This is a genomic window from Sodalis sp. RH16, from assembly GCF_047324245.1.
Taxonomy (GTDB): Bacteria; Pseudomonadota; Gammaproteobacteria; order Enterobacterales; family Enterobacteriaceae; genus Acerihabitans; species Acerihabitans ligni.
This window is the reverse complement of the sequence record NZ_CP178737.1, coordinates 3872033-3895663: the sequence shown is the minus strand read 5'-3', so window position 1 is coordinate 3895663 and position 23631 is coordinate 3872033. Positions and strand designations below refer to the sequence as shown.

General features: G+C 53.7%; 21 protein-coding genes. 4 read left to right on the top strand and 17 right to left on the bottom strand.

Annotation, left to right across the window (positions count from 1 at the left end):
• From ACL2XJ_RS17950 to ACL2XJ_RS17935, 4 genes are all read right to left on the bottom strand, one after another.
• Entirely contained in the window at positions 1–990 is a 990-nt protein-coding gene (locus tag ACL2XJ_RS17950) for a Bug family tripartite tricarboxylate transporter substrate binding protein (protein WP_165934135.1), read from the bottom strand.
• 58 nt (positions 991–1048) lie between these two features.
• Complete coding sequence (locus ACL2XJ_RS17945; protein ID WP_413723992.1) at positions 1049–2560, bottom strand: tripartite tricarboxylate transporter permease; 1512 nt, start codon at positions 2558–2560, stop codon at positions 1049–1051.
• Positions 2561–2583: 23 nt separating this feature from the next.
• Positions 2584–3108 (bottom strand): tripartite tricarboxylate transporter TctB family protein, encoded by a 525-nt coding sequence (locus tag ACL2XJ_RS17940; RefSeq protein WP_413723991.1) that lies wholly within the window; start codon positions 3106–3108, stop codon positions 2584–2586.
• 269 nt (positions 3109–3377) lie between these two features.
• Positions 3378–4160 carry an IclR family transcriptional regulator gene (locus ACL2XJ_RS17935; RefSeq protein ID WP_203521975.1) on the bottom strand — a complete coding sequence of 261 codons (783 nt, stop codon included), beginning with the start codon at positions 4158–4160 and terminating at the stop codon, positions 3378–3380.
• 179 nt (positions 4161–4339) lie between these two features.
• Here ACL2XJ_RS17935 and ACL2XJ_RS17930 point away from each other — a divergent pair, with 179 nt between their 5' ends.
• The 4 genes from ACL2XJ_RS17930 to ACL2XJ_RS17915 all read left to right on the top strand — a co-directional run bounded on the left by ACL2XJ_RS17930 (position 4340) and on the right by ACL2XJ_RS17915 (position 7778).
• On the top strand, positions 4340–4735 hold the full coding sequence (locus tag ACL2XJ_RS17930) for a VOC family protein (RefSeq protein WP_132922276.1): 396 nt from the start codon (positions 4340–4342) through the stop codon (positions 4733–4735).
• Positions 4736–4780: 45 nt separating this feature from the next.
• Positions 4781–5401, top strand: a complete 621-nt coding sequence (locus ACL2XJ_RS17925; protein WP_413723990.1) for a chromate transporter — start codon at positions 4781–4783, stop codon at positions 5399–5401.
• Positions 5398–5901: a chromate transporter gene (locus ACL2XJ_RS17920; RefSeq protein ID WP_413723989.1), complete on the top strand. Its 504-nt coding sequence runs from the start codon at positions 5398–5400 to the stop codon at positions 5899–5901. Before ACL2XJ_RS17925 ends, ACL2XJ_RS17920 begins: the two co-directional genes overlap by 4 nt.
• A gap of 383 nt (positions 5902–6284) precedes the next feature.
• Positions 6285–7778, top strand: a complete 1494-nt coding sequence (locus tag ACL2XJ_RS17915) for a sigma-54 interaction domain-containing protein (protein ID WP_413723988.1) — start codon at positions 6285–6287, stop codon at positions 7776–7778.
• 60 nt (positions 7779–7838) lie between these two features.
• Here ACL2XJ_RS17915 and ACL2XJ_RS17910 read toward each other — a convergent pair whose 3' ends face one another.
• The 13 genes from ACL2XJ_RS17910 to ACL2XJ_RS17850 form a co-directional block, all read right to left on the bottom strand.
• Positions 7839–9218: a carbohydrate porin gene (locus ACL2XJ_RS17910; RefSeq protein WP_413723987.1), complete on the bottom strand. Its 1380-nt coding sequence runs from the start codon at positions 9216–9218 to the stop codon at positions 7839–7841.
• A gap of 165 nt (positions 9219–9383) precedes the next feature.
• The gene (locus ACL2XJ_RS17905) at positions 9384–10769 is read right to left on the bottom strand and encodes an MFS transporter (protein WP_413723986.1); all 1386 of its coding nucleotides are present in this window, start codon (positions 10767–10769) and stop codon (positions 9384–9386) included.
• Positions 10770–11708 carry a cytochrome c nitrite reductase subunit NrfD gene (gene nrfD / locus ACL2XJ_RS17900; protein ID WP_413723985.1) on the bottom strand — a complete coding sequence of 313 codons (939 nt, stop codon included), beginning with the start codon at positions 11706–11708 and terminating at the stop codon, positions 10770–10772.
• Positions 11705–12391 (bottom strand): 4Fe-4S dicluster domain-containing protein, encoded by a 687-nt coding sequence (locus ACL2XJ_RS17895; RefSeq protein WP_203521981.1) that lies wholly within the window; start codon positions 12389–12391, stop codon positions 11705–11707. Before ACL2XJ_RS17895 ends, nrfD begins: the two co-directional genes overlap by 4 nt.
• A 208-nt stretch (positions 12392–12599) precedes the next feature.
• Positions 12600–14510 (bottom strand): FAD-dependent oxidoreductase, encoded by a 1911-nt coding sequence (locus tag ACL2XJ_RS17890; protein ID WP_413723984.1) that lies wholly within the window; start codon positions 14508–14510, stop codon positions 12600–12602.
• A gap of 354 nt (positions 14511–14864) precedes the next feature.
• Positions 14865–16043, bottom strand: coding sequence for an acetyl-CoA C-acetyltransferase (locus ACL2XJ_RS17885; protein WP_413723983.1), 1179 nt, complete (start codon positions 16041–16043; stop codon positions 14865–14867).
• 24 nt (positions 16044–16067) lie between these two features.
• Positions 16068–17423, bottom strand: coding sequence for an MFS transporter (locus ACL2XJ_RS17880; protein ID WP_132922285.1), 1356 nt, complete (start codon positions 17421–17423; stop codon positions 16068–16070).
• A 170-nt stretch (positions 17424–17593) separates the two neighbouring features.
• On the bottom strand, positions 17594–18238 hold the full coding sequence (locus ACL2XJ_RS17875) for a CoA-transferase (protein ID WP_132922286.1): 645 nt from the start codon (positions 18236–18238) through the stop codon (positions 17594–17596).
• Positions 18235–18900, bottom strand: coding sequence for a CoA transferase subunit A (locus ACL2XJ_RS17870; RefSeq protein ID WP_413723982.1), 666 nt, complete (start codon positions 18898–18900; stop codon positions 18235–18237). The genes ACL2XJ_RS17875 and ACL2XJ_RS17870 overlap by 4 nt, the downstream gene beginning before the upstream one ends.
• A 2-nt stretch (positions 18901–18902) precedes the next feature.
• Positions 18903–20072, bottom strand: coding sequence for a thiolase family protein (locus tag ACL2XJ_RS17865; protein WP_413723981.1), 1170 nt, complete (start codon positions 20070–20072; stop codon positions 18903–18905).
• A 58-nt stretch (positions 20073–20130) separates the two neighbouring features.
• Positions 20131–20970, bottom strand: coding sequence for a 3-keto-5-aminohexanoate cleavage protein (locus ACL2XJ_RS17860; RefSeq protein ID WP_203521986.1), 840 nt, complete (start codon positions 20968–20970; stop codon positions 20131–20133).
• 106 nt (positions 20971–21076) lie between these two features.
• Positions 21077–22072 (bottom strand): enoyl-CoA hydratase/isomerase family protein, encoded by a 996-nt coding sequence (locus tag ACL2XJ_RS17855; protein WP_132922290.1) that lies wholly within the window; start codon positions 22070–22072, stop codon positions 21077–21079.
• A gap of 485 nt (positions 22073–22557) precedes the next feature.
• Entirely contained in the window at positions 22558–23454 is an 897-nt protein-coding gene (locus tag ACL2XJ_RS17850) for a LysR substrate-binding domain-containing protein (protein WP_413723980.1), read from the bottom strand.
• Between the last annotated feature and the right edge of the window lie 177 nt (positions 23455–23631).

Sequence of the window (23631 nt, the reverse complement as noted above, 5' to 3'; positions counted from 1 at the left end):
TCATTTATTCCCCTTGAGCAGCTTGATCAATTGTTGAATGTCCTGGCTGTATTGGTCTAACGTCTTGTTTAAATCATCGCCGGTCACAAACAGCGTCCTATCGCCTTCCTCTTGCATGTACTTATCCCAGTCGGGGGTCTTCACCAGTTTGGCGAAGATATCCCGGTAATAGGCCACGGTTTCCGGTTTCATGTTTGCCGGTCCCGCGATACCGCGAAATTGCAATTGATCGGGAATGCCCTGGGTGGGGATGCCCTGCTCGGCCAATGTCGGCACGTCCGGATACTGCTTGCTGCGCGCGTCGCCCAATACGCCTATCAGGCGCATCTGGCCCGCCGCCACCTGTTCGGAGAAATCGGTTTGCGCGCCGATCATGATCTGCGCGTCTCCCCGCAGCAAAGCGGTGATACGCGGACCGCCGTCGGCAAAGGAGAGATATTTCCAGCTGGTGCCGGTATTCTTCTCAATCTGCAGCGCGGCGAGGTTATCCACGGATTGGTAGGCGCCCCCCACCTGTACCAGCTGGCCGGGGTTTTGTTTGGCCCCATCAAGGAATTCCTTGAAGGTGTGATAGGGTGAATTGGCCGGCACCGCCACGATTTGCTGCTCATCCGCCAGCAAGGCGATAACGGTCAAATCCTTGACGGTGGTGGTAGCGTTAGGTTCGGTATAACCGCTGGAAATCCATTTTGAGGTAAAGGCCGCAATGAAGTTGGGCTGCCCTTTCTTTTCCCCCATGAAATTCATGGCCCCTAATCCGCCGCCCTGCGGCCGCGACAGCACCGGCCAATTGTCATCCATAATTTTGTTCTGACGGGCTATCTTCACTATATTACGGGCGAACAAATCACTGCCGCCGCCGGGGCCGGTATCTACCACAAACTGCACATTGCTGGGTTTAGCCGCATCATTATCATCATTACACGCCGCCAGGGTGGTCATCAGTAAACCCGCGACGGCAAGATAGGCAACTCGACGTAATATCATCATTTTAATTCTCCTGTTATTCAGGCGGCTCTGCGGACGCCCGTTAATACGACCCATTGCTCTAGCGCGGGGACAAGACCTTGCTCCGCTGTTTCATCCGACTGTATACAGAGAACAGCACCACCAGGACGATGGCGCCGAGAATGCCGGCGGATATCGGCCGTTCGACAAAAATCGACAATCTGTTATTGGAAAGCATCAGGGATTGCCGGAAAGCGAGCTCCGCTTCGGGGCCCAAGACAAACGCCATCAGCATGGGCGCCGCCGGTACTCCCAATCGCCTGAACAGGTAACCGAAAGCGCTAAAGCCCATCAGGAGCCACACATCAAAGATGGAACCCCTGACGCTATAGGCCCCCACCACCGCCAGCAGCAGAATGATGGGATAGAGCAACCAGTAGGGAATACGCAGTATCTGCACCCAGACCGGAATCATCGGCAAGTTAAGGACCAACAGTGCGATAGTGCCCAGATAGAGACTGGCGATAACCGGCCAAACGATTTCCGGGTGATTGGTGAACAGCAGCGGTCCGGGCTGAATGCCGTATAACAACAGGGCGGCCAGCATCACGGTGGTGCTGGCGCTGCCCGGCAAACCCAGGCTTAGCAGCGGGATCATGCTGCCGCCGCATTCGGAATTGTTGGCCGCTTCGGGACCCGCCACGCCTTCAATCACGCCGGTGCCGAATTTTTCCGGATGTTTAGAGGTGTTTTTTACCATGGCATAGGACACAAACGAGGCGATGGTGGAGCCGCCGCCGGGCAGCGAGCCGATGAAAAACCCCACCAGGGTGCCGATGGCCATGGCCAGGCGCGACTGTTTAATGTCGGCCCAGGTGGGTAAATATTCCCGCAGGTGTTTGGGCGCCGCCATCGGATTGGCCTTTTCCATGGTTTTGCCGGTATTGATTAATACCTCGCCCACCGCGAACAGACCCAAGGTCACGACCAAAAATTCGATGCCGTCATACAAATTCACGCTGCCGAAGGTGAACCGCTGGGCGCCGGAGAATATATCCGCCCCCACCGTGGACACCAGCAGTCCGCAGAACATGGAAATAAGCCCCTTTACCGGGGATTTGCCCGCCAAGGAGATAACCAGCAGCAGGCCGAAAATCATCAACATGGCGAATTCCGGCGGACCGAACTGTACCGCCAGCCGGGCGGCTACCGGCGCGGCAAAGGTCAGGCCGATCACGCCGATGGTGCTGGCAATGAATCCGGAAATGGCGGACATCCCCATCGCCGCGCCGGCCCGTCCCTGCTTGGCAAGCTCGTGCCCGTCATAGCAAAGCACCACCGACGACGTCTCGGTGGGGATATTCAATAAAATCGCCGTTGTGGCGCCGGCAAATTTCGAACCGTGATATATACCGGCCATCATGATAAGGCCGGTGGTGGGCGGCAGCCGCAACGTCAGGGGCAGCAGAATGGCCAGCGTCGCCGCCGGATTGCCCAAACCCGGCAGGATGCCGATCAGGGTACCCAATAATGCGCCGATCACTATCCACATCAGATTCGTGAAGGACAAGGCCGCCACGAAACCGTCGAGCATGTTATAGAGTAGGGACATGATAGTTCTCTCTTATTATCGCGTCAGATGCCAAGAATTCCGGTATTGAGCAGGCCGGTTGGCAGCTCAATGCTGAGGACCTGGACGAATAGGAGGTAAATTGCTATGGGTACGGCGACCAGAGCGATATACGATGCGACGCTGCGCCGTTTTTCCACATAGAGCAGCAGATACGCCATCAGCAATACCCCCGTCAGGACGAACCCGATTGAAGCGAAGAGCGGAACTGCGACCACATATCCGATAAATACAGCCACCGTCTTTTTGGGGAAAAAATGCGGCGCGATTTCTTTAGGATCCGGTTTGCCGTGGGTTTTGGTTTCGATAGGATTTACCACCCCTATCGCACGGACTTCCGGTATTGAGGGACGCAGGCTTTGCGCCACAAGAATCACTCCCAGTATCAACAAGACAAAGGCGATGATTCTGGGCAGAAAACCTGGACCAGGGACATTGTTCAAATAAAAAGGCATTTGCCAGGCCATTATCAATACGGCAGCCGCCACTATTGCAACCACGCTTCCGAACGCAACATCAGCACGACGCATTCCATACCTCCGTATACCAGACATTATTTCTTTTCTATAGACATCATTGCCGAGATATAAGAGAAATTGAAGCGGGCGTCAAGAATAGTTGCAGGTTAACTTTCCACAATGTGATGGAGGAATCTTTTCCGTTGCCGGAAGGACCAAAATCGGGCCGGAAGGTGTCAAAAATGTTACAAAAAAAAACGGCATCACCGATATGTCATCCAGTCATGCCGTCCCGGGCACAGGGCGATAATCCCGCCTTATGCTGATTCATATAAAATAAATCAAACCGGCAGATCGCGGAACTGCTGCCGTACCTCCTTCAAAGCCTTGACAATATTGGCCTGCATCTCAGGCACCAGCCTGGTCACGGGCACCGCTACCGCCATGGAGGCCACAGGCCGATTGGCCGCGTTCACCAGGGCGATGGCCACCGAACCCACTCCCTCTTCGCTTTCTTCATAATTGGTGGCGTAACCCAGGCTGCGCACATCGTCCAACGCGCTTTCCAGGGCATCCATGGACTTGATGGAGCTGGAGGTTTGCGGCAGCAGTTTCTTATTAGCGTACAAAGTGCGAACCTGTTCCGGCGTCAGTTCCCCCAGCATCGCTTTGCCCGCCGAGGTGCAGTGGGCATAGAGGATCTGGCCTGTGCGGGCTATCACCCGCAGCGTCCGATCGCTCTCCACCGCGTCGATATAACGCACCTTGTCCCCCTCCAGTGTCACCAGATGGACAGTTTCTCCAAATTTGGCCGCCAGTTTTTCCAGAAACGGACGCGCATGCATCCTGACATCCATTTTTTGCACCACCGCCAGCCCGATCTCAACCAGCATCGGCCCCGGCCGGTACGCCCTGGTATCGTCCTGCCGGACGAACCCCCGATGAATCAGCATCGCCAGCAAACGATGAGCGGTGGAATGGGCCACCCCAAGATAGTTGCAGGCCTCGGTTAGGCGCATACTCTGTTGCTCGCGGAACAGCAGCAACAGGCGAAGCGCATTATCTACCGAAGAGATGGGGTAGCTAGGCTCGCTGCCACCGCTGGAATTTGGACCGTCGCGCACATATCACCCCTTTGTTATATTCTGTATGCCAGACAATATTGTCAATTTTGTGATCTTTTGTCCACAACAAGAACATCTCAGTCTTGACTTCATGCAAAGTACGTTGCAATATCCAGCTTGTCCTTACGGAGGACATAGTTTCCTTATAGAAGACATTGTCAGTATAGAGGAGAGATGGGATGCGTATTCGCCATATAGGTGTAGTAACCAAAGATCTGGAAAAAGCCGCCACTTTTTATGAAAAAGTGCTCGGCTTCAAACGACTGGGTCCAGCACGTACTCCAGGTCATTATCCGGGCAGAGCTATCGACATGAGCGACGGTGAAGTTAACTATTCGCTGCTGTGTCCGGATGAACGCGTGGAATTCGCTCCATGGGCTCAAGGTACTTTAGGCCCAAATCACATCGGTGTCGAAACCGATAACATCGTCGGCGTCATGGAAGCATTAAAGGAATACGGCATCCAATGGTACGGTGAAGATAAAGAGCAAGTGCCGCCGCGTTTCTTCAAATTCCTGGATCCGGACGGCGTTGAAATCGACATCGCCACCATCGATCGTAGCTGGAAATTCTAGGTTTAAACATCGCCGACAGTAGTCACCTGGATAAGAGAGGGGGCAATGCAAAGACGACGGACCCAGCATCGTCACCCCTTGTCCGGTGCCTTGGCAGTGTTGGTCGTCTTTGCAAAAATAGGCTCGACCGCGTTTGGCGGCGGAAGCGCTACCATCGCCGCCATGCGCCAAGCCTGCATCCGCCACGGCTGGATGAACGAACAGCAGTTTCTCGATATCGTGGTGCTGTCGCGCCTGACTCCCGGCATCAGTATCCTGGCGCAAACCCTGCTTGTCGGCCGCGCGGTGGCCGGTGTCCCCGGCATGTTCGCCGGACTGGCGGGACTGCTGACGCCCGCACTCGCCATCACCCTCGCCCTGTCGAAACTTTATCAATTCATCAACGGCCTGCCCTCCACCGTCACGCCCCTGCACGCCATCGTTGCCGCATCGGCCGGCTTCGCCATTGCGATGACGCTGCAACTGCTGCGGGACTCTTTTGCCGGGCGCCGTGTTGTGCTCACCACGGTCATCGTGATGGCTTACACCGGCCTGGCGTTTCTGGTGGCCAATCCGCTTATGGTCATGGGAATAGCCATCGTACTTGCATTGCTGTTGCCCGGCCTGTTCAATAAACTGGAAAAACACCCCCCGGAGGAGTCTTCAGGGGAGCGACCTGAACCATGAGCCTGGAGCGGATTTTTCTGGTAGTACTGGCGGCAAATCTTATCGGCTTCGGCGGTCTTAGCTCCCTGCCCATCCTGCGCGGCCAGATCCAAAGCGCCGGGCTGCCGGCCGACAACCTGCTGCTGCATGCCCTCGCCATCGGCAATATTTCACCCGGTCCCAACGGTCTCTACCTGGTGGTGGCGGGTTACTTCATCGGCGGTATCAAAGGTGCCGGCGCGGCCACGCTGGCGCTGGTTATTCCCCCCTTTCTGGTTATCATACTTGAAAACCTCCGCAGCCGACTGTTACATCTGCCACGCTTTCGCGCGGTTATGCACTCCCTGAGCCTGTCGGTCATCGCGCTGCTCATTCCCTCCAGCGCGGCCCTTGCCGCACATGCCGCCACGGATCTGCTGGGCGTGGCGATGGTTATCATGGGCGCGATAGTGTTATCGTGCCGCGCCTCGCCTCTGGTGGGCATCGGCATTGCGCTGGTCATCGGACTGGTGGTGAGGTAACGGCTAAACCCCGCTATCCGGTGATCCCGCAAATTTAATGACATGAAGCATCGTTTATTCGTTTCAGATCATCTCTTTTTCTTGCGGGAACGAACTGCTTAATAACACAAAGCGCTCCATATTCAACATCATTTTATTATTCTTATTACAATCATATTACTTAATATCAAAAATATTGACGGCCGGTCTGGCTGGCGGAGATATGTGATTTATTTCACATAACCCGCAATCTATTTTATTTATAACCTCACCTAACATTAATTATTGTATTTTATTAATACAATACTGTATCAGCGTCAAAGCTCCAGGACATCCATGCCGGCTCCAGGTCCTTTGACTTAAGACAGGATTTTTTCTCAATCAAGTTTTTCATGAGGGTCACCATGTCCAGCGGAAATTTTATTCAATCGGCTAACGAGACCGCCATTGATTTCAAAAAAATCGTCGACACCCTGGAGTGCCCCATCTACATCACTGACTCAAGCGGCGTCACGGAATATATCAACCAGGCTTACCTACGTGAAAATCCCATCATAGACGCTGAGGCGATCCTAGGCCGAACTATCGACGATATCATTAAAGAAGGAAAATATTTCAAACATGCGATTACCACAGAAGTGTTGAAACAAAAAAAAGAGGCAATGGCTTTTTTCGTCCATCATCTTTTGCCCGAAAAAATGGCTTTTGTGTCCGGCATGCCGGTGCTCGATGAAGAAAACGAGATTGAGCACGTGGTTTCCATTCTCTATGCAGAATCCTTTTTTCAAAAATTACACGCCAAATTTAATTATCCAATTTATTCCTTCGATTCTTATCATGATTTGCTGGGAAAAAAGCGTTTACCTGCCCCCCCGCCCGTTGACAATTTAATCGGTATCAGCAAGCCCATGGAAGAGCTGAAGCGGATCATGTTAAGAGTCGCAAGAACAGACGCGACTATTTTAATTAGTGGGGAATCCGGCACAGGTAAAGAAGTGGTTGCCGAGAATATCCAAAGATTGAGCTCACGAGCGGGCAGACCCTTTATCAAACTCAATTGTTCGGCGATACCGACCGCCCTTATAGAAGGAGAACTGTTTGGTTATGAAAAAGGGGCGTTCACCGGCGCCACGTCAAGCAGAGCCGGCTTTTTCGAGCAGGCGAACGGAGGAACAATATTCCTTGATGAGATTGGCGATTTGCCTTTTGAGGCCCAGGCAAAACTATTGCGCGTCTTGCAGCAAAAAGAGATCGTTCGTTTGGGCGGCACGAAGCCTATCGGCTTAAACATACGGATCATTGCCGCGACTAATTCAGATCTGGATAAAAAAATTGCTGAAAAGCAATTTCGTGCGGATCTATTTTACCGACTTAGCCTTATTCCCATCCACCTTCCTCCCTTACGGGAAAGAGCGTCTGACATTCCGATATTGATTGAATACTTTCTGCATAAATTTGATGCCGTTTATAACAGAATCATCAGATTCACACCACAAACATTGAAAACATTAGTTGATTACCCTTGGCCTGGAAATATCCGAGAATTGGAAAATATCATTGAATATTTGTACATTTGTTCCGAGGAAAACTTTATCACGGAAGAGATGATCTCGCCGCTGTTAAATAAAAACAATCACCTATCGTGCACCGATAGTATCGACGATGAGCTATTCGATTTTTGTGCAAAACAAATGCAGGATAACAAATCCCTGGCGGACATTATGTCGTCCGTCGAAAGGACCGTGCTGATGTTGGCAGTGGAAAAATATAAAACCACCTATCTTATTGCCGCCGCCCTGGGGGTTTCCCAACCCACAATCGTCAGGAAACTGCAATCCCTGGGCATCGGGCGCAGACGATCCAGCCATGATACGGAGCCGGTCTGCTATCAGGGATGATAGCGGTAAACATGCATTGCCGGCGCCAGGCCGCGCCGGCAATATCGCTGTCCGCCCCGGTCACAAACCCAGCAGTTTATCCAGCATCACGTTGACCTGAAGCCAGAATGTGTAGCCATTCTCCGATTTGACGTTGGTATAGGGATACTGGAAGTTGGTGTTGTTCCAGACACGAGAGCCGGTCATCGTCAAATTGACCTCCGGCGTCACCATAAAGGACGCATCAATGCTCAACTGCTGCTCGTTGCGCGGCACCGACCAGCCCGTTCCGCCCTGGGAATCGAACATATCCTGCAAGTAGCGGTGTTCTCCGTCCGTCAGCCTGCCCCAGCGGAACGTCAAACCATAGCTGTCAAAGGGGCGGCTCTGCCAGGGTCCCGACCAGATAAGCCCGGCGTCGGCCAGCGTGGCTATCCCCGTGTAGGCATCCGATTGCAAGGTTTGCGACCAACTGCCGTGCAGGCTCACGGCGCTGGGCGCGGGATTGCGGAGATCGGCTCCGCCGTCACGCCGCCATAAGGCTTTTTTTGCCGTGAGATAGAAGCCGGAGACGTTTTTGTGGGTGAGCACCGCGGCGCTGCTGTCGTATACCTTTGAGGTGCCGTTCACCGTGGAGTAGGCGTCGTTGTATTGCAGATTGTTGTGAAACGCCAGCGCCTCCCAGTTGAAGGGATAGGGTTCCTGCTGCCAGCTAACGCGCCGCGCTACGTTGGCGACCCACAGGGTACTACCGGAATCGTAGTCGTCGTCCCATCGTTCCCAGCCGTTGGTGAACGGAAACGCCTGATAAGTGCGCCAGACGCCAATGTTAGACTCCAGCTCCGGCGTAAAGTGGTAGCTGGCATGTGCACCCCAGCCGGCATAAGGCGCGGGTGCAAAACCCGCCGTTTTATTAAGTACGGTATTGACGCAGGACGACTGTACATTACAGTTGGTGAAGCCGACAAACTGGCCGGGGTTGCTCTTGCCGACCTCAATGGACAGCCGGTCGTTGAACAGTTTCTGTTCATAGCCAAAACGCAGCAGGTGCGCCACCTTGGGGATATAGGGCGGCGGATCGCCGGCCAGCATGCCGCCGGCGTTATTGCCATATAAGGTATTACTGCTAAAGGGCACCCACAGCTGCATGAAGTGGACGGTGCCGCCGGGAATCAGCCCCATGCGGTCCAGATCGAAATCCGCGCCGGCGAAAAACATCGTATATGATTGCTGCTCATTGGTTGAGGTCCCCGCGCTGGGATTGCCCAACCAAAGCTGGGACGCCATGATATGCGGGGTGACGCCGTGCTCAGACAGCCATGCCCCCGCGTCGGACAACGGGCGGTCAGAAGATTCCGCGTCGCCGGCGGCAAGCGCTGTGCTGCTCGTCAGCACCATGCCGCACAGGATCGCGCCGGAACATAGCATTCTGGTAAATATATTATGATGTGTGATTTTCATTGTTCTATCCCATTGAGGTAATAGGACGGAAACGGCCGAGTTATCAGCGCGTTTTTATCCGACTCTGGTTATCATTTATAAGGTACGTCTTGCTAAAATCATTAGGTCATCATGCCCAGCCGGTGTTACCGGCAGGCTGGATTATTTATTGTATTGCCGCATTTTTTATTTCTGCGTCCTTTGAATAAAAATATCGCCATCATTTTTATCCAATCGTAAAAAAATGAAGCAACATAAAAACAGCCCCAGGCTCATTAATAAAAATGACACATGGTAATTTTCTAACCCCCTTGCATTATCTGCGTAATTAACATAACGAAGCAACGCGAATGTTAACGTAACGCTTATTATGATTGAAAGTAATTGACTCAATATAAGCAGGCTATTGCCGTCGTTATAGGTTTCATCCGTCAACTCACTGAACGTCAAAGTATTCATGGTGGCATACAGCACAGAGGTAAAAATCCCCAGCACAAATATCAATACAACAATACTATCCAGCGAACCGTTCAAAGGCGAAAGGGTCAAGGCGTAAATCAATGTCGCGCTGGCCGTCGTCGCAATAAGCAATAAACACCGATAGCCGCACCACGCCAATGCCGGTCGCAACAGGAACCTGGCGCTCAGCGATCCTGCCGCCAGTGACAGCATAATGATACTGACCCCCGCCGGTGAATATTTAAATTCCAGTTGCAGCATCAGCGACAGCACCAAGGGTATCGACGCTAAAAAAATCCGTACGCAAATATTACTGGCGATGCCCACGGCAAAGGTTCTGTGCCTAAACAACGAAAGCGTAAATAAAGGCTCAAGTGTTTTGTCCTGGTGATTTTTATAACTGTATAACAACACCACTGCCAGCAAAAAAAATGTTATTACCCATATGCTGGTAAAATATTGTTTACCGATACCCAATAAACCCAGCAAGATAAATAATAATGCCGGCACCACCAGCATAAATCCTATCGTATCGAAGCATCCCCGCCCTTGTGACCTTATTTGTTCCGGCATATATTTTTTTGCCAGGACAAAACAAATCAGGCACAAGGGTATATTGATCAGGAAAATCATTCGCCAGGAGAAGGCGGTGATCAGGAACCCGCTTAACGGCGGTCCCAGCAGCGTGCCCCCCAGTCCCAATAAAGTGATTTTATTCAAGGCAGATAGCTTTTCCGCCGGCAAGGTTGTTTTCAAAATGACAACCCGCATCACCGGCAGCATTAACGCCCCCCCGATGCCCTGTAAAAAGCGCGCCAGAATAAGACCGGTTAACGTATTAGCCGAGGCGCACAAAAAAGACCCCAAAGTAAACAGGCCCAACGATAATAGATAGATTCGCCGATAGCCATAGGTATCCGCCAGCCATCCGCACACCGGCGTCAATATCATCACCGTCAGCATATAAGAAACAACCACTATCCCCATGCCCAGAGAGGACTGGTGTAATGCCTCCGCTATGGAAGGGATAGCCAGATATAGCATGGTGGTATCCAGTGATTGCATGAAAAAAGTTAATGATGCAATGCTCAGAAGCCAGGTTGAGTTATTCATCTATGCCATTACCATCTGTCCCGCATACAATATAAACATGCGGAGTATGAACACGCTGCAAAGTCCGATAGCGGACATCGTCACCAGGTAGGCCTTATTGAATTTGATACGTTCGCTGCACAACAATTTTAGGGCGATGGGTAATAAGATCCCCAGCCCCATAACACCCAGCCAAAAAACGGCGCCCCAAAATCCCCTTAACGCGGTGGCGGCCGCCACTTCCTTCTGCCCGCCGCCAAAGATCAGGCCAATAAAAAAAACCGCCAGCAGACCGAACTCCATAATGATAAGCGGCAGTTCCAGTTTATGAATAAAGGCCAGTGACGGTGAATGGACCGATTGTTTATAAAACATCAGGCCGCATAAAATCGCCATGGCAACGGCCGACGTCAGGCCGGAGGCCAGAAAAAGCAAAGGCAATACCGGATTGTTCAGTAACGGGTAGGATTTTAAGGCCAACAGGAGAAAGCCGGTATAGACGCCTAACAGGACGGCCAAAAAGATCATAATGATATCCAGCCCGCGTTCCCCTTTGGCGATGAGGCGCACCAGCCGGCTTACCCAGGCTAGATTGATGATATCGCTGATCTTTGCCTGATAAATGGCGATTATCCACAATATCAACACCGCCATATAAATCTGAAACAGCATCACCCCCAGAGACATAATCGAATGGGGATTATAAAACACCATCAAATACCAAAAGGTCCATGAGCGCGCCAAATGGAAAATAAGGATCACCAGCCCCAAAATGACCGTCAACGGCGCGATAATGGTCGTCGCTTTGATAACGCCATCGTCGGCGGCATTCGCCACGAGGATATATCTTTTAAGCAAAACGGCTATTATCACCATGCCGGATGAAATACCTATCAATAACAGGTAAACCGCTATCGGCCAATCCCAGACCAGGGTATCGAAATGAAAGGCAGTGTTCATCCTCGTATCTCTCCGAATTTACCGGCAATATGATAAAGCTTGGGGGAAGTGCCTAAATACAGCTTGTTTCGGTATACGGTTTTGCTGGCGATAAGTTTGGCGATATCACTGTCGGGATCGTCCAGATTACCGAAGGTCAACGCTTTCACCGGGCAAATCGCCACGCAGGCGGGCGGTTTGCCAGCGGCCAGATTGGTATCCCGGCAGAAATTGCATTTATCAGCCGTTTTCGATAGCGGATGGATAAAACGCACATGATAGGGGCAGGCGGCCAGGCAGTACCGGCACCCGACACAGCGATCGTGGTGGACATCCACAATGCCCGTTTTGGGATCCTTGTAGGACGCGCCGGTGGGACAGACCGCCACGCACGGCGGGTTATCGCAATGCTGGCAGGATTTACGCACAAACTGCCGCGAGTTCTTGTTCAGCTCCCGGTATGTTCCGTTATCCAGGATATCCAGCCGCGTGACCTCCGCCGGAACCTTGTTCACTCTGTGGCAAGCCAGAATACAGGCACGACAGCCGATGCATTTTGTTTCATCATGCACCATGCCGTAGCGGATATTACCAATGACGAGAGTTTGCGGATTAATGACCTCCGCCAGAATACGGTTAATAGGATTGGCCGCCAATGCGGCCCCGCCTATTCCCATAATAAACCCGCGACGCGAAACGCCCATACCAACCCCTTTAATAGAAATAACGCGGGAGCAATACGACATCTTTTCACCGCACTCCTGCGGCAAACGATATTGCAGCCAATTTCAATAATAAATTTTTCAATAAAACAACGTTATATTTAATAACTGGCCGGGGCCGGGGAAATCAGCCATTCCCCGTTTTTTTCCCTATTGCGCTAAGCGCGTCCAAGAGCACCCCGGCTAATTATCAATGCGCCATAGCGACGGCTTTAGCCGCGTTTTCTCCGGCAATACGACCTGAGTTCAGGGCAAAGCCGTTGGCTAAGCCTTCATAGGGGGGATAGCCCGGACCACTGTAAAAACCTGCGGCAACATTCCCCACCGCATATAATCCCGGAATGGGTTTGGCGTTGATATCGGTGACCTGTAATTTGGCGTTCACCCTCACCCCGCCGATACTGCTTAAACTGACCACCTGGGTTTCGAACGCATAAAAGGGACCGGATTTCACCGGATAAACCAGATATTCGGGCTTTTTGCCAAAATCCGGGTCTGCTTTGGCTTTGATCAAATCATTATAATGTGAAACGGTTTTTTCCAATTGCCCGGCTTCCACACCCATATTTTTCGCCAATTCTTCGATAGTCTGGCCTTTGAAGATATTTTTACTTTTACCGCCGTCAACCGCGGCATCCGCCAGCGCCACAAAATCCCCGCCTTTGGGTGGATTGGCCGGTCCCGCGCCGGATAAAGCGAAGGGGAATGATTTCTTGGTATAGGCATTCAGCGTCTGGCTATCGAGGACTATGTAATATTTACCGCCCACCGAATACGACACGTTGGCCCAATAGGCCGTATCGTAGACCAGGCCTTCATCGCCAAAGCGCTGACCATTGGCGTCCACCCATAATAGCGGTGATTTCAAGAGCCAGATAAGCGGACTGTCGTTTTCGGCATTTCCTTTATCCGCCGTAGCGGATGAGGTAATGCCCACCAATTTGCAGGCATGAATTAATGCGGAATGCAGGTTCCATTGCGCTCCGCCCGCCGCCCAGGCCATCCTGGTGCCTTCACCCTGATTCGGCCAGGCCAATACGTGAATATTCGGCGTATTCATGACTTCCCGCACCATTTTTTCATTACCGCCGAATCCGCCGCTGGCAATAATAACCGCTTTGGCATGAACGATTAACTTGCCGCCGTCCGCTTTCTTGGCAATGAGGCCGGTAACCTGGCCGTCCTTTTCCTGAATCAGCGACGTCGCGGCGGTATTCTTCAGCAATTCCCCGCCGGCCTTCAGGAAACTGTCGTACAGACTTTTATATGCGGCGTTGGTATCGAGATAGTGATGATATATATCCGACTTAATGGGATCATCCCGATGGGCCTGCTGTTCCTGATTGGTATCTTTAGCCGCCGACTTGATATCAAACTTGACGCCGTGCTTTGCCATCCAATCGGCCGTTGAACCGGATTTATTCACAATGGCTTCGGTGAGGGGGCCATCGGATAGATAGTGGTTGTATTCCAATAGCCTGTGCGTCAGCTCCGAGGCGGTATACTTCATGCCTTCGGATTTTTGCAGCGAAGATTCCACGGCAAAAAAGCCGCTGGCCATATTGCCGCTGCCGCCCACTACCGCTGATTTTTCCACCACCAACACCTTGGCGCCTTTTTCCTCCGCGGCCAGCGCGGCGGCGGTGCCGGAAGTCCCGCCCCCCATCACCACGACATCCACCGTTTTCTCTTCATCGGCCACCGGAGCGGCGGTTCTAGCCGATACGCTGGTATATTTGCCGATATCCGCGCCGGCCTTTAGCAAGGCGGCCTTGGCGGCTTGCTTTACGGCATCGCTGGTTTCGGTGGCGCCGGTCATGCCGTCTACGTCCAGGCTTTGATGATCAACGATGGCCTTGGCGACCTGGGGTCCGGCTACGCCCCCCAATTCAGGCGTTTCTCCGGACGCATCGGCGACGACATTTTTAATCGTTCCCGCTTGATCAATGGAAACCGTGACCTTGACATCGCTTTCCAGGCCTCTGGCCGACGCCGTATAATCGCCGGCGGTAACGGCCGCATTGGCAAAAAAAACCTCGGAGCAGCCCAGAATGAGCGCAACAAAAGCCGGTAATCTTTTTTTCACATAATCGTTTTTCATAGAATATCGATCCGCTTATATATGTTTTATTTACCAACGATATTGAGCAAAGTTGGTGCCAATATTAATCCGCATCCGATTTTATCGGCTACATAAGGTAAAATAATTGCAATTAGTTCTATTTCACGCCATTTCCAACTTCACCGCGCCTATTATGCTAGGTCGGGCGTCTATCCCGGATATAAAAAGACTCGTCAAGATCCGGATATAACACTGGCCCGCAAAAATAATAACCCTGTATTTTTGAATTAATAATGCATTTATGAATTAAAGCCTGCCCATTTGCCTGGCAATATTCCCTCTATCATTATTTTTTAAAAGCCAAAACCTTTCCCTTTAACGGCAAGTCTGCAGTCAAAGGCGTTCCACCACCACCGCCACACCTAATCCCCCGCCGACACACAGGGTCGCCAGACCGAAGGTTTTGTCCCGGGCCGCCAGGGCATAGAGCAGCGTTACCAGGATCCTGGCGCCGGACGCGCCGATAGGATGGCCCAGGGCAATGGCGCCGCCATTGACGTTGGTCTTCTCCTCGTCCAGCCCCAGCTCATGGCCCACCGCGGCGAACTGCGCGGCAAAGGCTTCATTGGCCTCGATCAGATCAATATCACCCATGCCCAGGCCGGCCTTCTTCAGCGCCGCGCGTACCGCCGGCACCGGCCCGATGCCCATAAAAGCCGGATCGACCCCGCAGGTGGCATAGCCCCGGATCCGCGCCAAGGGCCGGATATCCAGCGATCGAGCACGGGCTTCGCTCATGACCACCAGCGCGGCCGCGCCGTCATTGATGCCGGAAGCATTACCCGCCGTGACGCTGCCACCCGGCGTAAAGGCCGGACGCAGTCCGGCCAGGCCCTCGGCGCTGACATCCCCGCGGGGATGTTCATCCGTATCGAAAATGATGTCGCCTTTTTTGCCGTGCAGGATAACCGGCAGGATTTCATGGCGAAACGCGCCATTGCCAATGGCCGCCACCGCCCGCTGCTGCGAGCGCAAGGCAATGCTGTCCTGTTCAAGCCGGCTGATGCAATAACGGGCGGCGACATTTTCGGCAGTGATTCCCATATGGTATTGATTAATACTGCAAAATAGTCCGTCATGCACCATGCTGTCGGTAACCGTCCCTTCCCCCATCCGGTATCCCCAGCGGGCTTTATCCAGCAGATAGGGCGCCGCCGACATATTTTCCATCCCCCCCGCCAGAACAATCTGCGCATCGCCCGCAGCGATAACCTGCGACGCCAGGATCACGCTTTTCAAGCCGGATCCGCAGACAACGTTCAGCGTGGTCGCCGGGGTCTTTTCATCGATGCCGGCATGCAACATAGCCTGGCGGGCCGGGTTTTGGCCCAATCCCGCCTGCAGGACATTGCCGAGGAAAACCTCGTCGATCATACCGGGCTCGATACCGGCACGCCTGATACTCTCACGCGCTACCAGCGCCCCTAGCCGGGGAGCCGCCAGCGAAGCCAGACCGCCGCCAAAGCTGCCGATTGCGGTACGTACGGCGCTGGCAATAACAATTTCCATCATAGCGACCTCTTGATGAATAGCATTTCATTGCTCCCGGGAAACCTGACTGGTAAACGACAGAGTTTCCACGGGCGTCACATCGGTTTGCCAAATCAAAATCAGCGTCACGGCGCCTACCGCCACCAGCAGGAAATAGGCTCCGGCATATCCCCCCAAGTAGGTCAACCCCACCGCCAGAATGGAAAAAGCGAAGCAGCGCACAATGGACTGGATCGGCGCGATAATGCCGATAGCCCGGATATAGGTTCTGCGCGGAAATTTAGTGGCTATCAGCGCGGTGCTTAAATTAGTGGCGCCCGCCAGGCTAAAGCCGATCATCAGCAGGGAAATCCACAAGGTCAGCGCGTTGTACTGGAAGATGTTGATAACCACCGATACCATCCACCACAGGGTGTAAATCATGATGGCCGCTTTGATCCCCACCTTTTGGTTCAGCCAGCCCCAGCCATAGGCGCCCAAGGTACCGAACAGCGCAGAGAGGGTCATATAGAAGATGGCTGTGCTCAGTGCAAAGCCCATGCCCATCAATCGGGGCACTATCTGGCTCACCACCCCCACCAGCATGATATAGATACCGCCGGTGGCGATGCCCATAAACCAGACATCCTTCATGCGCAGCAATTGGCCGGTGGTAACCGGACAGATATAGTCTTTATGCTCGCGGACCCGTTCGGCCAGTTCCTCGGCGGTAATGGGCGCATTGTCCGGCGCACAGCCGATATCTTCCGGTTTGTTGGCGGCGAATAGCGCCACCAACAGCGCGGTGGCGAACATCAGCAGCGACACGCCCCAAAATCCATTGTGAACGCCGAACCACGAGAAGAAACCGGCCAGCACCGGCACGAAGAAGGCGCTGGAAAAGGTCTGTCCCATGGTGCACCAGCCCAGCGCCAGGCCCTGTTTACGGATAAACCAATTGGCGATAAGGGCGGTGCCGCCCATATAGGCGAAGCCGGTACCGAAAAAGCAGACCCCGGCAAACAATACGGTGAATCCGGTTAGCGTCCCCCAGTAACCCAGCAGGCCAAAACACAGCCCGCAGGCGACAAGGCAAAAAACGATATTGAATTTGGGACCCTTCTTTTCACACAATCTGGCGCACAGGGGACCCGCCAGGATTGAAGCCCAGGAGGCGGGGGTCGCCAGCGCCAGCAGCGCGTTGTAATCCAGCTGAAAGGTTTTGGACAAGGCGGGCAGGATCACGTTCAGACCGTGGGTGACGGCACCGGCGGCAAGCCAGAACATCAGGGCCTGAAAAAAAATAATGGTCCATCCATGGGGCCCGAAACTGCTTTTGGTGGCGGAAAGATGATCGTCTCTACCGGTGCCGCGTTCGATGGCCTTTGGTGGCAGCGCCAGATATTTTTCTTGACCAGTCATAATGGTAAGCTCGTTGTACGCAGTCGGGCCACGCCCGGAGATGCGTAATGGGTTTATCGGGATGGTCCGCAGGTTTTCCAACATTTCGGCATAGGTTTGTCGCTATCCCCCGCGCCGCAAGCCAGCGCTGGTTTACCGAAAGCGTCTTTCGCCATGAGATCCTCCTGGCATCATATTTCCATGATTTTCAAGGAATCTGACACAATCAGCTTCGGTTCCACCTGGCGCTGGATGTCCTTCGGGGTCAAGCCTTCCAGCAGCTCCACCAGCACCAGTCCGTCCGCGGTCACGTCAATTACGCACTGTTCCGTGACGATATGGTCGACACAGTGTTTGCCCGTCAGGGGATAACTGCAGGCGTTGACGATTTTCCGCGCGCCGTCTCTGGCGCACAGCTCCATGGTGATAATCACCTGCCGGGCGCCGTTCACCAGATCCATCGCCCCGCCCATGCCGAAAACCCGGCCGGGCTGCGCCCAATTGGCCAGATCGCCGTTTTGCGCCACCTGCAGGGCGCCCAGCACCGAGGCCGCCAGTTTGCCGGAGCGGACCAGCCCGAAGGATTCCGCGCTGTCGAATGCGCAGGCACCGGGCACCGGCACAAAACGCATGCCGGTGGCATTGCAGAACCCTTCCACCGCCAGCAGTCCCGACGTCAGCGGACCCATGCCCACCAGACCGTTTTCGGTATGAAACATCACGCCGGGGGCGGCATAGTCGCCGCACAGGCTGGGAATGCCGATGCCCAGATTGACCACATCGCCGGCGGAAAAATACCCGGCGGCGCGTTTTGCTATCCTCAGACGGGCATTCATTTGTTTTCTCCTTGGGTTGTCAGGATCTTGTCCACATACACGCCGGGGGTAACGATGCGATCCACGCCGTACTCATCCACATCCACCAGCATGTCCGCGTCTACCAGGGTCATCTGCGCCGCCTTGGCTACCAGGGGATTAAAGTTACGCATGGTGCCGCGATAGGTCAGGTTTCCCAGCGGATCGGCGGTGCGGGCGCGCACCAGGGCGATATCCGCCCGCAGCGCGGTTTCCAGCAAATACACTTCACCGTTCACGACCACCCGGTGTTTCCCCTCCTCCACCATGGTGCCCAGGCCGGTTTTGGTGAGAACGCCGCCCAATCCCGCGCCGCCGCAGCGGATGCGCTCCGCCAGGCTGCCCTGGGGCACCAGCTCCAGTTGGATTTTGCCGGTCTCCACCAGCGCCACGGTTTCGGTATTGCGGCCGATATGCGAGGCGATGAGCTTATCCACCAAACCATGATGAATCAGACGGCCGATGGTGAGATCGGCGTCGCCGGAATCATTGGAAATCAGCGTAAAGTGCCTGGCGCCGCTGTCGATCACGCATTGGATAAGGTGATTGGGCACACCGCAATTGGCGAACCCTCCGCAAATCAGCGTCTGGCCGTCTTCAAACAAGCCGGTGATTTCATCGGCGAAAGCAAATTTTCCCGGCATGATCAGCTCCTCGTCAGCAATACCGCCACGCCCTGGCCGCCACCGACACAGAAGGTGATTACGGCGTTGTTCAGGTTGCGGCGTTTCATTTCATACAGGGTTTTCGCCGTCAGGATCGCCCCGGTGCCCGCCAGGGGATGCCCCAAGGCAATGGCGCCGCCGTTGGGATTGACCCGCGCGGGATCCATGCCGATTTCCCGGATACAAGCAATGGATTGGGCGGCGAAAGCCTCGTTCAACTCCCATAAATCAATATCGCCCACCGCCAGACCCGTCTGCTTCAAGAGCTTGGCGGTAGCGGGAACCGGCCCCAGCCCCATCAGGTTGGGATCCACTCCCGCCGCCGCATAACCGCGAAAGGCCCCCAGGATCCGGCGGCCGCTTTTCTCCGCCAGCGAACGCTCCATCAGCACCATAGCCCCGGCGCCGTCGCTCATGGGAGAGCTGTTGCCGGCGGTCACCACGCCGTCCGCTCTGAAACTGGGCCGCAGGGAAGCCAGGGCTTCCAGGGAACAATCGGAGCGCAGCGGCTCATCGCGGGATACCGTGGTTAACCGGCCTTTTTTATCGGTTACGGGCACCGGTACGATCTGCTCGTCAAACCGGCCCGTCTGCCAAGCGGCGCTGGCCAACCGGTGGCTGCGCAGCGCGAACTCGTCAAGCTGGCGGCGGGTCAAACCATACTTGGCGGCCACATTTTCGGCGGTGATGCCCATGGGCGGATTGCCCAGGCTGTCCGGCGAGGTATGGATATCCACAAACCGCGGCGGTTGTACCGAATAAGCGCTATCGGTTTTTTCCAGCGACCAGGTACGGCGGGAATCGCTTTCCACCCCGCCGGCGATAATCACCTCGGCAAAACCGGCCATGATCTGGATGGCGCCATAGGCCAGCGCGTTCAGCGACGCGGCGCACTGGCGATCGAGGGTAATTCCCGGCACGGAAACCGGCAGCCCGGCTTCCAGCGCCACCATCCGCCCCATGTTATTGATTTCGCTATTCATCAGGTTGGCAAATATGACATCATCAATGCTTTCCGGCTCGATGTTTGCCCGCTTCACCGCTTCTTTGACGGCAAGGGCGCCCAAAATATGCGCCGGTACCGGCGCCAGCGCGCCGCGGCATTTGCCCACCGGGGTACGGACCGCGGATACTATGACTGCTTCTCTCATAACAACCTTCTTTTGCATGCCTGCGAGCCCCTCAGGAGGGGTCCGGCGATGGCCTTGTTCATAACGGCCGGAGCCCCAGCAGTTTCCTTGCCCGTTCCGGTGTAGCCACCTCTTTGCCGAACAGTCGGATCGCCTGTGCGGCGCGTTCCACCAATTGCGTATTGGACGCTTTTACGCCCTTGCTGAAATAGACGTTGTCTTCCAGACCCACGCGGACATGTCCGCCCAATGCTATGGCGGCGTACAGCATGGGCATATGGGCTTTGCCGACGCCGAACGCCGACCAGGTGGCGTCGGGGGGAATATGCCCGCAGAGATAAAGCAGGTTCTCCACCGTGGCGGGCATTCCCCCCGGCACGCCCAGGCAGAATTGGTAATGCAGCGGCCTGGACAGCTTGCCCTGCTGGACAAAATAGTCGGCGATGCCCAGCATGCCGGCATCGAAAATTTCCACTTCCGGTTTGATGCCCCGGCCGGTGAGCACCTCCCCCAGCGCACCTAAAAACTGCGGGGAATTGATAAATACGCCGCCGGGCATCCAGTTAAAGGAGCCCGCGTCCCAGGAAGCCATTTCGATTCCGTTCAGGTTGGCCACATGTTCCTGCCGCTGCTTATCGCTGGCCCGATGGTCGCCGGACGTGGTGCAGTTGATAATCACATCGCAGTCATGGCGGTCGCGCAGCAGACGGATGGTTTCGGCGAATTTATTGCTGTCCATCGTCCCCAGGCCCCCGTCGTCGCGCATATGGAGATGAACGATGGCGGCGCCCCGCTGCCAGCAGCGGTAAGCATCGGCGGCGATCTCTTCCGGTGTCAGCGGGATATTTTCATTGATGTCTTTTGGTGTCACCGCGCCGGTCAATGCGGCGGAAATGATGACGTCGTTGCCAATATTCATGAACCTGTCCCGTTTACGAGTTGTATGAATTTTCTGCCGGTAAAAGGCGGCCCGGATGCACCGGCATCCGGGGCGTTACGCCCCGTTCCGGCCGATGACGGCCCGGTTACTTGATCTCATCTTCTTCCTGGCCGCCGTTGACACGCGGCCGGATAACCTTACCTTTCTTCTCCGCCGCCTTGACCAGTTCGGCTTCTTCGTGCGCCCAATGCCAGTAATTGACTTCGTGGGGACTGTGCTCGGTAGCGGTCACGAACATTTCGGTGGAGAAGGCATTGCGAAGCTCATTGGCGATATCCTCCTTCCAGGCCTTCCGCAGCTGCTGGGTGGTGATGCGGCGGGTGACACGGGTACCGGTCCGCATGATGAGCTCGGCTATTTCCCTTGCTCTGGCATAGCAGGATTCCGTATCGGGGCAGATTTCGTTGACCATACCAAGGGCAAGGGCCTTGCGGGCGGTGATGATCTCGCCGGTCAGTTCCGCATAGGCATACCGCTTGCGGCCCATCAGCTCCCGCCAGGCAATGCCGATGCCGTCGCCGGGAACCATGTTGACCCGGAAGTGCATATCCGTGGTCCACGCATCTTCGGTACAAAGGGTAAGATCGCTGAAAAGCACCAGATCGGTGTGGAAAGCGGCGCCGTTCCATACGCCGATAGTGGGCACTTCCACATCGAACACCTGGCCTTCGATGTCATTGGTGCCGTCATAATATTGATATTCATACATCTTCCAGGCTTCTTCCGGCGCGGAGTTAAACTCGGTTGCGGGACCCCAATTGCCCTTATCGTCAAGCCGGCCGATACCCTTCATAAAGTCCTTTCCCGTCCCGCCGAGGATGATGATCTCGTTGTCCGGATCCCTGCCGGCCCAGTCGAAAAAGTAATGAAGAGCCTGGTGCGCAGGCGCGCCCCACTGCAGGCTGTCGCCGTTGGTATGCAGCCGGGCTTCAAGAATTCCGTTTTCCCGTTTCATGGTGAAGCAGTGTTTTAATTTTTCCGAATACTCCTCAAAACGCATATGGGGAATAGTGCCCAATTCCTTATGGGACATTTCTTTGCGTTTTCCGGCATCGGATTCATAATTGGCTTTAATCGCCATGGTTTACTCCTTTATGGCTTAACGAGAATTTATTAAAAGCAATCCAGGTTTAAGTGGTGTGAGTCACATTTTTGCCCTGATGCTTTCTGGCAATAAAAACGTACCATCGCCCCCTGAGCGGGGGAAATTCTTTTTATATTTTCGGTTATGCATTTCCCACATAACCATTTTTTTCGGCGTTTGATGAAACCGGAAATTTTCAATGAAAATATGTGACATCACTCACAAAAAATAAGATAAAAATTATCCAAATATTATTCACAAGGGGACCACTGGCCTTCTAATATAATTAAACCACCCTGTAAAAATTCGGCTTAATGTAGTCTAAGGTATAACCGTGGAGTTTTAATTGAGAATGGCAATTACATATATATACGGCTGAGTTATTAAAATATATATATAATAAAAACTTTAATCAGAGTTTGACTGCAATCGATAATTTCATTTATATAAATCTACGGAGGATGAGGGAGCAATATCTCAATTTATTGCTTTAAAAAATTCTTAAACTCTTTCAAAAATATGGCCACCGTGGGATTGGTATTTTTATTATCCCAGACCAGTTCCAGATTGAACCAGCAGTCCTCTTCGGCAATGTCCAGCATGACGCAGTTCTGGCCCGCCAGATATCCCCGGTGCCTGGGCATCAGGAGCACCGCACGATCGGTGAATTCCAGGTTGAAACAGCAGGTCTTCAGATTGGGGTATTCCCTGTCCAGGGTGAAATTAATGTTATGGATGGTTAAAAATCGGGTGCTGTATTCATCGGACAGGGTAAACTCACGGGGATCAACCCGCATTATCGGCCATTCACCCACCTCACGCAGGGAGACGCTGCCGCGCCCCGCCAAGGGATGACATTTATTGACCACCGCACACAGCGGATCGGTTTGAAAAGGCAGCGTGCAAAATTTCGATTCATTGATCATAAAACTGGGCCGGATTAGAAATCCCATATCGCTGGTGTGGTTATCCAGTAAAGCAAGGGCTTCATCCAGCTCGCTGTCACGGCATTCTATAGCGATATCGCTATGTTTGGCGCGAAATTGCGTCAGGAAAGTTATCAAGACTTTCTGGATGGCTTCTCCCAGAAAAGTAATTGAGAGCCGGCGTCGGCTTTTACCGGTAAACGATTGGATCGCTGAAACCGACGTTTCATATTGGAATAATATTTTGCTCGCTTCCTCAGAAAATAATTTCCCGGCGCTGGTCAGTTCAACCTTATGCGTGTCGCGTTTAAAGAAACTGACTTCAAAATATTCCTCCAAATATTTCATATGCCTGCTTAATACCGGCTGAGTAATATTCATTTTCTGCGCGGCTTTGCTAAAATTCAGTGTTTTCGACAATAATACAAATTCATGCAAAAGTTGTATTTCCACGATCGTTCTCTTTTCACTGAATAATACCTATTTTTATCATACCGAAAATTGACCGGCTAAACCGTGAGAGCCATCAAAAGGCTTGGCGTTAATGACGCTTTAGCCATGCTGTCTTGATAGCATGGCGCTGTCGCGGCGGCCCGGCGTGCATGGATCGTTATAATGTGGCCCTTAGCT